General features: G+C 74.8%; 12 protein-coding genes. 3 read left to right on the top strand and 9 right to left on the bottom strand.

Annotated elements, in window-relative coordinates; translation table 11 throughout:
• Window positions 1-683: 683 nt before the first annotated feature.
• The 7 genes from Q0848_RS14955 to Q0848_RS14985 form a co-directional block, all read right to left on the bottom strand.
• Window positions 684-1,640 carry an Abi family protein gene (locus tag Q0848_RS14955; protein ID WP_299038939.1) on the bottom strand — a complete coding sequence of 319 codons (957 nt, stop codon included), beginning with the start codon at window positions 1,638-1,640 and terminating at the stop codon, window positions 684-686.
• A gap of 723 nt (window positions 1,641-2,363) precedes the next feature.
• Entirely contained in the window at window positions 2,364-3,047 is a 684-nt protein-coding gene (locus Q0848_RS14960; protein ID WP_299038940.1) for a response regulator transcription factor, read from the bottom strand.
• The gene (locus Q0848_RS14965; protein WP_299038942.1) at window positions 3,044-4,462 is read right to left on the bottom strand and encodes a sensor histidine kinase; all 1,419 of its coding nucleotides are present in this window, start codon (window positions 4,460-4,462) and stop codon (window positions 3,044-3,046) included. The genes Q0848_RS14960 and Q0848_RS14965 overlap by 4 nt, the downstream gene beginning before the upstream one ends.
• A gap of 97 nt (window positions 4,463-4,559) precedes the next feature.
• Window positions 4,560-5,318 carry a hypothetical protein gene (locus Q0848_RS14970; protein WP_299038943.1) on the bottom strand — a complete coding sequence of 253 codons (759 nt, stop codon included), beginning with the start codon at window positions 5,316-5,318 and terminating at the stop codon, window positions 4,560-4,562.
• Between the two features lie 71 nt (window positions 5,319-5,389).
• Complete coding sequence (locus Q0848_RS14975) at window positions 5,390-6,274, bottom strand: hypothetical protein (RefSeq protein WP_299038945.1); 885 nt, start codon at window positions 6,272-6,274, stop codon at window positions 5,390-5,392.
• Window positions 6,271-7,197, bottom strand: a complete 927-nt coding sequence (locus tag Q0848_RS14980) for an ABC transporter ATP-binding protein (RefSeq protein ID WP_299038947.1) — start codon at window positions 7,195-7,197, stop codon at window positions 6,271-6,273. Before Q0848_RS14980 ends, Q0848_RS14975 begins: the two co-directional genes overlap by 4 nt.
• Window positions 7,198-7,457: 260 nt before the next feature.
• Window positions 7,458-8,042: a TetR/AcrR family transcriptional regulator gene (locus Q0848_RS14985; protein WP_299038949.1), complete on the bottom strand. Its 585-nt coding sequence runs from the start codon at window positions 8,040-8,042 to the stop codon at window positions 7,458-7,460.
• Between the two features lie 164 nt (window positions 8,043-8,206).
• Between Q0848_RS14985 and Q0848_RS14990 the strand changes: the two genes are divergently transcribed.
• Both Q0848_RS14990 and Q0848_RS14995 read left to right on the top strand, forming a co-directional pair.
• The gene (locus Q0848_RS14990) at window positions 8,207-9,172 is read left to right on the top strand and encodes an alpha/beta fold hydrolase (protein WP_299038950.1); all 966 of its coding nucleotides are present in this window, start codon (window positions 8,207-8,209) and stop codon (window positions 9,170-9,172) included.
• Window positions 9,173-9,458: 286 nt separating this feature from the next.
• On the top strand, window positions 9,459-9,842 hold the full coding sequence (locus Q0848_RS14995) for a hypothetical protein (protein WP_299038951.1): 384 nt from the start codon (window positions 9,459-9,461) through the stop codon (window positions 9,840-9,842).
• A gap of 155 nt (window positions 9,843-9,997) precedes the next feature.
• On the opposite strand, the gene Q0848_RS15000 is transcribed toward Q0848_RS14995, so the two are convergent.
• Together Q0848_RS15000 and Q0848_RS15005 are read right to left on the bottom strand one after the other, a co-directional pair.
• Window positions 9,998-10,759 (bottom strand): SDR family NAD(P)-dependent oxidoreductase, encoded by a 762-nt coding sequence (locus tag Q0848_RS15000; protein ID WP_299038953.1) that lies wholly within the window; start codon window positions 10,757-10,759, stop codon window positions 9,998-10,000.
• A 60-nt stretch (window positions 10,760-10,819) separates the two neighbouring features.
• Window positions 10,820-11,626: an SDR family NAD(P)-dependent oxidoreductase gene (locus Q0848_RS15005; protein WP_299038955.1), complete on the bottom strand. Its 807-nt coding sequence runs from the start codon at window positions 11,624-11,626 to the stop codon at window positions 10,820-10,822.
• Window positions 11,627-11,679: 53 nt separating this feature from the next.
• Between Q0848_RS15005 and Q0848_RS15010 the strand changes: the two genes are divergently transcribed.
• The gene (locus tag Q0848_RS15010; protein ID WP_299038957.1) at window positions 11,680-12,303 is read left to right on the top strand and encodes a TetR/AcrR family transcriptional regulator; all 624 of its coding nucleotides are present in this window, start codon (window positions 11,680-11,682) and stop codon (window positions 12,301-12,303) included.
• Window positions 12,304-12,323 lie beyond the last annotated feature (20 nt).

The following is a 12,323-nucleotide window of genomic DNA, read 5'->3' on the forward strand; positions in this document are numbered from 1 at the left end:
ACCCACGTCACGACGCGCTCACACGCTCACGTCGCACTCACCCGACCAACGTCCCTGGGCAGTACAGCTAGCCGACCGCCTACTGGCGCTCCGTCGATCGCTCGAGCACCTGACGGCCGCTCCCCCGCGGCCGTCCCACATCCGATCCTCATCCGGTCACGTCACGGCGAGCATCACGGGTCCGCTGTCGCCGGCTCGTGCAGCAGTCCCGAGCCGCACCGCTGAGGCCGTCGTCTGCGGGCATGAGCCACCGCATGAGCACGAAGGTGGCGATCGCGACGAGGAGGCAGATCGCGCCAGAGGTGTGCTTCTTCCGCGCAGCGACGCCCTGCCAGCGCGGGATACCACCGTCAGCGGCGTCGTCTACCGACGCCCGCGACAGCCCTAGCCATGCCATGGCTCGCTCCATGAGTACCTCCAGTCGTCCATGCGCGTCCCGAATGCCTGACCCGCCGACATACGAGCAGTAGGGGAGACGTCGTCGAGCGCCAGCACTCCTCTCAGCCCGACACAGTCGCGAGCGACAGGACTGACCGGGCCTGCTGGGGACTACTGCACGACGTGGGGCACTCCGTCGGCGGCGCCCGTAAGCCGATCACCCGCCGGCGCGGCTGTCAGCGCCGGCGCCGGCGGCGGCGCTGCCTGGCCGTCCCACAGCCGATCGACAACCGGCGCAATCCAAGTCACGCCAGGTGTCGGCGCCAGAACCCGTCGTCTGCCCAGTGCTCTGGGACTCCCATCCCGGCGAGATTCATCGGAGGGCGAGGGTGGAGCAGTGCATGCAGGCGCTGCGCCCAGCTGCTGCGCGGGGACACCGAGTCGAGCACTGCCTGCAGCGAAACGAGCACCGGGTACAGCCGTCTGGTCGATCTTGAGGGGAGAGCGTCCTCGCCCTCTAGCCAGGGGACTGCTCGCGAGTTGGGGATGGCTGGGTAGACGCCGAGCCCGACGTTCCACAAGCGCCCATGGTGGGCGCAGATGTTGCGCACGCGCACGTAGGTCGGCATCCATGACTCGAGCAGCCGCGCGGGCAAGCCGATGCTCCTGGCGATGGCGGTCCTGTCCGAGCTCCGCTTGATGTTCCGGTAGACGCTGCTCAGCTGCCCGATGGTCAGGGTCTCGACCATCAGCCACGAGGGCGGTAGATCGGGCAGCCCGTACGTCGTCAGGTAGTGCTCTAGCGCCGACGGGTGGGCCAGCGCCCGTCGTCCATCGTCCAGGGTTCGCGAAGGCTGCTCCGGCGACCGATCCAGCTGCTCCTCGCAGGTGCGTTGGACCATGCGCAAGAGCTTGGTGTGCTTGCCGATGTCGCCGAAGTTCGCGCTGTCCACGTACCAGTGAGGGTCGGCGTACGCCGTCGACATGTGGTCGGTCATCGCCGCACGCACGGCTACCTCGACGCGCTCAAGCGCGTCCATGACCACAAGACGGAGTGCTCGATCGAAGACGTAGAGGTCGAGGACGTCGTCGAAAGCAGCGCCCTCGTGGAACAGGTGGTCGGGACCGCCCTGCTGAAAGGGGATCGCGTACGGCGAGAGCCGGTAGTAACCGATGTGCCGCAGGTACCGACGAGCCCTGTCCGGGTCGGGGATGCTCAAGCCTCGGTCGGCGAGGCGAGCCACGAGCTCGTCGAGGGTCAACGACGGCTTCTCGTATGTCAGCTCGCCGCGGGCCCGGGGCGATCGAGGCACTGACGCTCCTCCCCGGGCAAGAAAAATCCCCCAAGTGCGCATCGTCGAGAGGCGTGGGGGATGTGGTGGGCAGAACGTAGCACGAGCACCTGCTGGGCGCCCCCGTGCGCTGATGACAACTCTGCCGTTACGTGGCGGTCACCCGGTCGGCCCTCAGCGACCGCTCTCCTCGGTGCCGCCGTCCCAGCAGCCGACCCCCTGCCGGCGACGGGCCAGGTCACAGTTGCGGCGAGGCGCTACCTCGCGGCGACGTCGCCAGCAGCCCTGTCCGGATGCGATGTCCGCACACGTGCGTCATGCGGGACGGCCCCGACCGTGGTGAGGCCGTCCGGTCGTGCGTTCCCCGTCACCGGCCGCCTGGCCACTCCCCCGCCCTCCTGAGGGTCGCCTCGAGGCCCGTGGCCGGGCGAAGTGGTCCGGCTGAGGATCGCGACGAGATCGTGAGACGGCGGCGCTGGCGCGACGGTGGGACGTCGCAGGTCCGCCGTGCGCGCCTACGACGAGATCAGCCAGTCACTACAGGGGCGGGGCCGGGCCCGCCGCCGCAGCAGCTGCTGCTGCTGGAGGCGCTCTGGGTCCTGCCGGCCGGGCGGCCCTCGCCGCCGGAGACCCGGCGGTGCTCGCCCGGGCCCACGCGGCGCCCGCCCCCGCCGTCGGGCGGGGCCCGTCCGCTCAGCCCCGTGCAGCGCCGCTCCCGGCCACCCCGCACTCGTACGCGATGATCACCGCCTGGACGCGGTCTCGGGCGCCGAGCTTGGCGAACACGTTCCCCACGTGCGTCTTCACCGTGGTCTCGGAGACCACGAGCTCGGCGGCGATCTCGGAGTTGGACGCGCCCTCCGCGATGAGGCGCAGGACGTCGTGCTCGCGCGGCGTGAGCGCGGCGAGGCGGGGGTCCGGGCCCTCGTCGACCAGCGCCTCACCGGGAGCCGGCAGGTGAGGCGCGAAGAGGTCGAGCATGCGGCGCAGCACCCGCGGCGCCACGACCGCCGTGCCCGCGGCGACCGTGCGGATCGCGTCGACGAGCTCGTCGGGACGCGCGGACTTCAGCAGGAAGCCGCTCGCGCCGGCGCGCAGCGCGGCGAACGCGAGGTCGTCGACGTCGAACGTCGTCAGGACGAGCACCCGGGACCCGGGGTGGTCAGCGACCACGCGCCGGGTGGCCTCGATGCCGTCCATGCCGGGCATGCGGATGTCCATGAGGACGACGTCGGGGGCGAGCGCGGCCACCTGGTCGAGCGCGACCCGGCCGTCGGCGGCCTCGCCGACCACCTCGAGGTCCGGCTCGGACTCCAGGACCAGCCGGAAGCCGACGCGCAGCAGCGCCTGGTCGTCCACGAGCAGCACCGTCGTCACGCCCGTCCTCCGTCCTGGTCGTCATCGTCGCTCCACGGCAGGACCGCGTGCACGTGCCAGCCCCCGCCCGGCCGGGGGCCGGCGTCGACGTGGCCGCCCAGCAGCGCCGCGCGCTCCCGCATCCCGACGACGCCGCGCCCCGTGCCCTCGCCGCCGCCGGGGCGCGTGCCGCCCGCGTCGACGACGTCGACCTCGACCGTCGTCGGGGTGCGCCGCACCGACACCTCGACGGAACGGGCGCCCGGCGCGTGCCGCAGGACGTTCGTCAGCGCCTCCCCCAGGATGCGCACCACCGCCAGGCGCACCGACGTGTCCTGCGGCAGCGCGGTGTCCAGGCCGGACGCGGTCACGGGGACGCCCGCGACCCTCAACCGCTCGACGAGGGTGGGCAGGTCCACCTCTGCCGGCTCCTGACGCCGCTCGGTGCCGTCGTCGGCGGCGGGTCCCAGCGCCCCGAGGACGCGCTGCATGTCGGCGAGCGCGGAGCGCCCGGTCCGCGCGGCCTGCCGCACGGCGTCCCGGGACCGGTCGGGAGCGCGCTCGAACGCGGCGTCGGCGCCGTCGGCCAGCGCCACCATGACGGACAGGTTGTGGGCGACGACGTCGTGCATCTCGCGGGCGATGTGCGCGCGCTCGGCGGCGCGCGCGAGCGCGGCGCTCTGGTCCCGCTCGCGGACCAGCGTCCGGTAGCGCTCGACCAGGTCCGCCCTGTGCAGGCGCCGCGACCGGGCCTCCGACCCGACGGCCATCCCCAGCAGCAGCAGTGCGAGCAGGAGCAGCACCGACGCGGTGCGGCCGGCCGCCGAGAACAGCGGCTCCTGCAGGTCGGGGCCCCACTCCGAGCGCGGCAGGGTCGCGGCGCCGAACCACCCGATGACCTCGAGGAGCCCGAGGTCCTGCCAGCGCCACAGCGCGGCCGTCAGGACCACCAGGACGCCGCCGAAGACCGCCCACGCGGTCCTCGTGCCGCGGTCCGCCGCGACGCTGCAGAGGGCGCACGCCAGGCAGACCCCGAGGACGCCGAGCACGCCGCCGACCAGCAGCGACGCCAGGACCGCGACGGTCAGCAGCACCGTGACCGTGATCGGTCGGGCTCGCCGCAGGAGCAGCAGCGCCGCACCGACCGCGGTCCCGACCAGCCAGGTCGCGGGGACGAGGGCGACGACGTCGGAGTCCTCCGGGTACAGGCCGAGGGCGACGGCGCCCAGGGCTGCCTCCCCCGCGAACACCGAGCCGACGAGTCCGACCACCGCGATCGCGACGGCGACGGTCGCGTCCACGACCCCGCGGCGGGCGGTGACGAGCCGGGCGACCGGGCTGCCCCCGCGCACCTGCTCCTCGGTCAGCGGCTCGTCGGTCAGCGACTCGTCGGCGGGACGTCCCGACCGCACCGCGGTCGCGGGTCGGGTCAGCACCGGCTCACTGTCCCATCCCAGAAGGCCGGTGCCGCCGGGCTCCGGTGGCGGCGCCACGACCTCCGCTGACCGGGCCACCTCCCGGGAGCCGGCTCCCTCAGCGGAGGTCATGGCGCCGCAGGCGGTACGCCGCCGCACCGAGCACCACGAGGACCCAGGCCCCGACGACCGCTCCGCCGCCCCACACCCCGAGCCGGGGCCCCAGGGTCGCGGCGTCCAGCGCCGCCAGCGCGGCGTCGTCCTGCAGGAGCCGGGCGCCCGACGACGGCAGCAGCGCTCGGACCGTGTCGGTCAACCGCCCGGGGTTGGCCGCGAGGAGCTGGTCGCCGACGACCAGGAGCACCAGCCCGCCGACGATCGTGTCGGCGGGACGGCGCAGCAGCGCACCGAGGCCCAGCCCGAGCAGCGCGACCGCGACGGACGCGACCACGAAGCCCAGCAGGGCACGGGACGCCCCGGGCACGGACGGGTCGAGCGCCGGGGCGTCGCCCGCGCGCGCCGGTGACGTCGCGAGGTACGAGGCACCGAGCGCGACGAGGGCGGTCACGAGCGCCGCCGCCGCCGTGACCCCGACCTGCCCGGCGAGGACGAGGAGCCGGCGGGGCACCGCGGCGAAGGTCGTCCGGGCCGTCCCGGTCGTGTGCTCCGACGTCCCCACCAGCGCCCCCAGGACGAGGAAGCCGACCTGGGCGACCACGAAGCCCGAGGTCACGACCCAGGAGCCCGACCGGCCGTCCTCGGGCCGGACGAACAGGCCCAGCCCGGACGCGGTGACGGCGGTGGCCGCGACGGTGCCGAGCGCGAGCCAGGCGTTCGACCGCACGCTGACGAGCTTGGTCCACTCGGCGCGGAGCACCCGGGTCGGCGTGGGCCCCCTGCGGGCCGGGTCGGCGCGGCCGGCCGGCCGGGTCCCCGCCGGGTCCGTCCTCATCGCACGTCCCGCGCCCGCAGCCGCGCGGCCGCCGCCACGAGCAGGACGACGACCCAGGCCGCGAGGACCAGACCGCCGCCCACCGGGCCGAGGTCGGGCGCACCCGCCACCGGGGTGGCGGAGGCGGGCTCGGTCATCAGGAACCCGGCGGCGAGGGGCGTGAGGGCCTCGAGCGTGCCGAGGACCGTGGTCCCCGTGACCTCCTCGGCGAGGGGGAGAGATGCCGGGTCGCCGCCGGTCAGCAGCGGGTCGCTCGCCAGGCCGAGCACGAGCGGCAGCACCACCACGAGGCCCAGCGTCGTCACCAGGGCCGGGACCGTCCGGCGCAGCAGCGCGCCCACCGCCTGCCCGAGGAGCGCCAGCCCGACGACCAGCAGGACCATGCCGAGGAGGACTCCAGGGGTGTCGCCGGCGGTGAGGTCGAGGGCGATGCCGCGCGACCGCGCCGCGGGGAGGATCCCCAGGACGCTGGCCGCCGTCGCGAGCACCCCCATGAGCAGCGCGAACGCCGCCATGACGAGCGTCTGCGCGCCGAGCACCGTCCACCGTCGCGGGACCACCGCGAAGGTCGTCCGGAACGCCCCGGTGCGGAACTCGCCCGTTCCCATCAGGACGCCCAGGACCAGGGCGCCCAGCTGGGCGAGCACCAGCCCGACGGTCAGGTCACCGAGGGGCTGGTACCCGGGGTCGCTCGAGGACGCCTGCGCGGCGAGGTAGGCAGTGGCACCGGTCACCACCACGGTCACGGCGGCGACCCACCACGGGGAGCGCAGCGAGGTGAGCTTGGTCCACTCGGCCGCGACGACGCGTCCGAGGGTCGGGCCCGGCGCCGGGGTCGACGCGACCCGGCTGTGGTGGGGTCCCGTGGTCGCGGCGCTCATCGGGCACCTTCCCGGTCGTCGGCCGTGCGGTACTCGACGGCGTCACGGGTCAGCTGCAGGTACGCCTCCTCGAGCGTCCCGGACTCGGCGCCGAGCTCGAGGACGGTCGCGCCGCACCGGCGCGCGGCGGTGCCGACGTCGTCGACCGTCGCGCCGCGCACGTGCAGCGCCCCGCCCTCCTGCGGTGCCACGTCCGCGCCGGCGGCCAGCAGCTCGCGGGCCAGCGGCTGGGGGTCGCTCGTCCGCACCCGCACGACGCCGGCGCGCTCGGAGCGGGCGACGACCTCCTGGACCGGGGCGTCGGCGAGCAGCCGCCCGCGGCCGATGACCACGACGCGGTCGGCGCACAGCGCGAGCTCGTGCATGAGGTGCGAGGAGAGGAGCACCGTGCGGCCCTCGGCCGCGAGCTCGCGCACCAGGCGGCGCACCCACAGCACGCCGTCGGGGTCCAGGCCGTTGACCGGCTCGTCGAGGACGAGCGTCGCGGCGTCGCCCAGCAGCGCCCCGGCGATGCCGAGCCGCTGGCCCATCCCGAGCGAGAACGTGCCGGCGCGGCGGTGCGCCACCGGCTCCAGACCGGTCTGCTCGAGGACCTCGCGCACGCGCGCCCGGCCGATGCCGTGCGTCTGCGCCATCGCCAGCAGGTGCTTGTGCGCCGTGCGGCCCGGGTGCACCGAGCGGGCGTCGAGCATGACGCCCACCGCCCGCATCGGGGCGGGCAGGTCGGCGTAGCGGCGGCCGTCGACCCTCGCCGTGCCGGACGTCGGGCGCTCGAGCCCGACGACGACGCGCATCGTCGTCGACTTGCCCGCACCGTTGGGCCCGAGGAAGCCCGTGACCGTCCCGGGCCGGGCGGTGAAGGTCAGCCCGTCCACCGCTGCCGCCCTGCCGTAGCGCTTGGTCAGCGCCTCCACCTCGATCATCACGTCTCCCTGTCGTCGCTCGACCGCCCTGCTGGGCACCCGCCGGCGACGCTAAGGAGAGGGGTCGCGCACCCGGCACCTGCTGGTGGAGGAGACCTGCACCTGGTCTCCTCCTCCCGCGGGAGGAGGAGAACCAGCCTGACCCGGAGGTCGGCGTCGGCCGGGCAGGCCCGTGCCACCGGCGCCTCCTCGGGCAGCCGAACATCTCGACCACGGCCGCAGCCGGTCACGCGTCGACGAGCGGATCCGACCTGCGCCCCTCACGCCCTGGCGAGGGCGAGGTCCAGCTCCCGGACGGCCTCGTCGGTGGTCAGCGCGCCGGTGAGCGTGCGCAGCGCCAGCCCGTCGGCGAGGGCGACCAGGTGCCGGGCGCCCTCGGGGTCATGACCGGCGTGGCCGAGCAGACGCGCGACCTCGTCCTCGAGCCCGGTCTGAGCCTGGACGACGACGTCAGCGATGTGGGCGTCGACCACGGAGTGGGCGACGAAGGCGGCCCACACCCGAGCGCCGAGCCGGAAGGGCGTGGACTGGTCGAAGGAGCGGCCCAGCAGCGTGCGCACCTGGTCCCAGGACCCCCCGAGCTCGGCGGCCGATCCGGTGGGAGCCGAGGAGGCGTCCCCTGCCGGCGCGGAGGTGGTGGCGGCGAGGTCGACCATGGCCCGGCAGGAGAAGCGGAGCATCTCCTCCCGGCTGGGGAAGTAGTGCTGGATCCGCCCCACCGAGATGCTCCCGGCCGCAGCCACCCGACGCATGGTGGTCCCCTCGATCCCGTGCTCGCTGACCGTCGCCCACACCGCGTGGGCGATGGCCCGGCGGCGGGCGTCGTGGTCGGTAGACGGCGGCACGACGCCACGGTAGCAATACAGATGACTTGCCACGGGGGATGACCGCCTCCTAGCGTGCCTCCATGCAGTACGGGCGTATTGAATCCGTGGGCGCTCCGTCACGCAGAGCCGGCTGGGCCCGGAGGGGTCGCCGGTTGCTGCGTGCGGTCGTCGTCGTCCTGGCCGTGATCGCACTGGTCGGGCTGGTCGTGCCCGGCGAGGCGCAGGTCGGCCACTTCCGCACGGCGGCCGGCCGCGCGGACTACCTCGACGCCTACGAGCAGGTCCTGCAGCAGCTGCCCGCCCCGTCCAGCACGACGGACGTGCCCACCGCATACGGCAGCGTCCGGGTCTACGAGTGGTCGGCCTCGCCGTCCCAGCCCGTCGCCGACGCAGCGCCCCCGGTGCTGCTCCTGCCGGGCCGGACCAGCGGCGCCCCGATGTGGCGGGACAACCTGCCGGCTCTCCTCGGCCACCGGCGGGTCCTCGCCGTGGACGCCCTGGGTGATGCCGGCCTCTCCGCCCAGACCGTCCCCATCACCAGCACGGCCGACCAGGCCGCCTGGCTCGACGACGTCCTCGACGACGTCTCCCCCGGCGCGCCGGTCCACCTCGTCGGCCACTCCTTCGGCGGCGCGACGGCGGCCGCCTACGCCCGGACCCGTCCCGACCGGGTGGCGAGCCTGGCCCTGCTGGAGCCCGTCTTCACCCTCGGCTCCCCGCCGGCCAGCATCTACCTCTGGTCCGCGCTCGTCCTGCTGCCCGCACCTCGGTCCTGGCGCGACGAAGCCCTGCGCCGGATCGGCGGCACCGACGAGGAACCCCGTGGAGACCTCGGCGGCCGCTCAGCAACCGCCGACGACCCGCTGACCCGCATGATCGACGTCGGCGCCGAGCAGTACACCGCGAAGCTGCCCACCCCCGCGGTCCTGGACGACACCGACCTCGCCCGGCTCACGATGCCGGTCTACGTGGCGATCGGCGGCGCGGAGTCCCTCGCCGGCGGACGCGCCGCGGCGCGCACCGCGCGCACGCACCTGCCGGACCCGACGGTGCGGGTGTGGCCCGGGACCAGCCACTCCCTGCCCTTCCAGGTACCGGGCGAGCTCGGCGCCGAGCTCGCCGACTTCTGGCGCAGCGCTGATCACTGACCGCCGGCCGATCACCGCCCCGGTCGCGGAGCTGTCCGTGGAACCGCCCGTGCCGCTGGCTCTGCTCGTGCCCCTGGTGCGAAGACGACAGCACCTCCGAGGTGGGTGCGGCGACGCCCCCGGAGACCGTCGACCGCCGGCCAGGACGATCCCGGAGGGACGCCGTCGCCCTTGACACCGCGTGTCCCAGTCGGACCACACTCCGGGCATGGCTGGCCCCGCGCACGGTCTGCGTCCGACATCGGCACACGCAGCCACGTCAGCGGGCGTCCCCAGGGTCCGTCTCATGCCGACCTGGGTGTCGGTCGGCGCCCTCGTGGTGACCCTGGTCGTGCTGGGCAGCCACGCCTTCTTCGTCCTCGGCCTCATGGACGCCGGAGTGACCTGGACCGACGGGGAAGGGGCCTACGGCGTCGCGGGCCGCGACCTGCCTGATGCGCTGCCGCAGGGGGTCGCCCACGTGCTCATGGTCGTCATGGTGCTCGCCGTGCCGTTCGGTCCCTTCGCGGTGCTGGCGAGCGCGGCAGCAGCCCTGGCGTCGCTCCGGGCGTCTCGGGGCGCGCGGGACGCTGTCGACGCCCTCGCCGTCAGCACCGTCGTGCTCGCCCTGATGCTGCTCGTCCTGCTGATCACCTGGGGGGACGAGCTGTGGATCTGGATCCTCGACTGACCACCTCAGCGCGGGGACTGCCGACGAGCTGCTGACACCCGACCCTGGGTGCCTGCTGGTCGACCCGCCTCTGGCACGGCTGACCCGCTGGACGACGGCGGCGAGGGCGCCGGACCCTTCCACAACCGATGGGGTGGGGGGAACTGCTGCGAGGCTCAGCCGGCGATGACGGCAGTGCTGGTCCTGCCGCCGTCGACGTCGAGGCGGACGCCGTGGACCCCGGTGGCGTCGTCGCTGGCGAGGTAGGCCACCGCAGCGGCGACCTGCTCGGGGCGGACGAAAGCACCCAGGGGTGTGCCGACGACAGCGGGCCAGCCCGGGTCGCCGGGGTCGTCGACCGGTCGCACCACTCCAGGGCTGACGGTGTTGACGCGGACCCCGGCGGGCCCGAGCTCCGCGGCCCAGTTCCGGGTCAGCGCGTCGGCGGCGGCCTTGGACGCGGAGCAGGCGGGCACGAAGGTGGTGCCGCCCTGGGCCATCCAGGAGCTGATGCTGATGACGGCGCCACCGCGCGGGCGGCCATCACCGGGGCGAGGCGGGCCACCAGGAAGAAGGGGCCGGTGACGTCGACCGCCCACGCCGCGGCGAGCTGGGCCTCGGTCGTCTCGGCGGTGGTGGCCACCGCGACCACCGCGGCGCTGTTGACCAGGACGTCGACACGGCCCCCGGGAGGCCGCCTCGGCGCGGTCGGCGATGTCGCGGGAGGTGGCCCTGGTGCCGTCGAGGTCGGCGGGGACGAACACCGCGCGACCGCCGGCGGCGGTGATCTCGGCGACCACGGCGGCCCCGCGCCGGGCGTCGCGACCGCCGACAGCCACGTGCGCCCCCTCGGCGGCGAGACGCAGGGCGGTGACACGGCCGATGCCGCTGGTGGCGCCGGTGATCAACGCGGTCTTGCCGTGGAGCCGTGCGAGCACGTGCCCTCCCGAGGTCTGCGTCGTGGGTGTAGACGTGGCGGACACGGGCGACGTCATGGCTCAGGCGGCGCCGAGGAAGCGGGTCGCGGACAGGCCGCCGTCGACGTCGAGCAGGGCGCCGTGGACGAACGCGGCCTCGTCGGTGACGAGCCAGCGCACGGCGGTGGCGATGTCGACCGGCCGCACCGGCTGCCCCGCGGGGGTGGTCGAGGTCATCGCGGCCAGGACCGCCTCGGAGCCGGCGTTGCCCGGGGTGGCGGTGGCGCCCGGCGCGACGGTGTTCACGCGCACCCCGGACGGGCCGTACTCGGCGGCCCAGGTGCGGGTGAACTGCTCGACGGCGGCCCTGCTCGCCGCGTACACGGCGCCGAACGGGACGCCGGTGCGGGCCATCCACGACCCCACGGTGACGATCGAGCCGCTGCCCCGCTCGGCCATCGCGGGCGCCAGCGCGGCTACCAGCACGTGCGGAGCGCGGATGTTGGTGGCCCACACGGCCTCGAGGTCGGCGTCGGAGGTCGCCGCGGTGGGCGCGACGGGGTAGACGCCGGCGTTGTTGACCATGACGTCGACCCGGCCGCCCAGTGCGGCGGTCGCCTCACGGGCGAAGGCCCGGACGGCCTCGGGCGAGGCGCCCAGGTCGGCCGTCACGGCGTGCGCGGCGCCGCCGTCGGCGCGAACGGCCTCGGCGACCGCCTGGACACGGGCGGTGTCGCGGCCGGTGATGACGACCTCGGCGCCGGAGGCCGCGAGCACGCGGGCGACGGCCTCGCCGATGCCGCTGGAGGAGCCGGTGACGACGGCGGTTCGGTCCGCCAGCCGGGTGTCACGGGGCAGGGACCGGAGGAGCTCGCTGTTGGACTGCATGGTCCATTACTAGCAGGACTGGACCTAACGGTCCAGACACCTACGCTGGAGGGGTGGCGGAGCTGACGGACAAGGGACGGCGCACGCGCCAGCGGATCGTCGAGGCGACGGCGCTGCGGATCCTCGACGCCGGCATCGACGGCACGAGCCTGGACGACGTCCGCGCCGAGACCCTGACCAGCAAGAGCCAGCTCTTCCACTACTTCCCCGGCGGCAAGGCCGAGCTCGTGCGCGCCGTCGCGGTGTGGGAGGGCGAGCAGCTGCTCGCCGCGCAGGAGCCGCACCTGTCCGACCTGTCGACGTGGGAGTCCTGGGCCGCGTGGCGCCGCGGGCTGGAGGAGTACTACTTCGACCGGGGTCGCTGGGCCTGCCCCATCGGGTCGCTGACCGCCCAGATGGCCGCCGCGGACGCCGAGACCGCCGCGTTCCTGCGCGAGGCGTGGACGTCGTGGCGCACCCGCCTCGCCGACGGGGTCCGCCGCATGCAGGCCGCCGGCCACATCGACCCGGGCGCCGACGCGGAGCGGCTCGCCACCTCCGTGCTTGCCGCCATCCAGGGCGGACTCCTGCTCAGCCAGCCCGAACGGGCGACCTGGCCCCTGGAAGCCGCCCTCGACACGGCGTGGACGACGCTCCACGCCCTCCCGCCGACCACTACGCCCCCTGCCGAGCCGTGACTGCCGTCAGAGCTGGTCGC

The organism is uncultured Pseudokineococcus sp., assembly GCF_947495735.1.
Classification (GTDB): Bacteria; Actinomycetota; Actinomycetes; order Actinomycetales; family Quadrisphaeraceae; genus Pseudokineococcus.

Coding starts and splice junctions, on each gene's coding strand:
- Q0848_RS14995 (WP_299038951.1), top strand. CDS start 9,459: ATGCCGACCTGGGTGTCGGTCGGCGCCCTCGTGGTGACCCTGGTCGTG.
- Q0848_RS14975 (WP_299038945.1), bottom strand. CDS start 6,274: ATGAGCGCCGCGACCACGGGACCCCACCACAGCCGGGTCGCGTCGACC.
- Q0848_RS15005 (WP_299038955.1), bottom strand. CDS start 11,626: ATGCAGTCCAACAGCGAGCTCCTCCGGTCCCTGCCCCGTGACACCCGG.
- Q0848_RS14980 (WP_299038947.1), bottom strand. CDS start 7,197: ATGATCGAGGTGGAGGCGCTGACCAAGCGCTACGGCAGGGCGGCAGCG.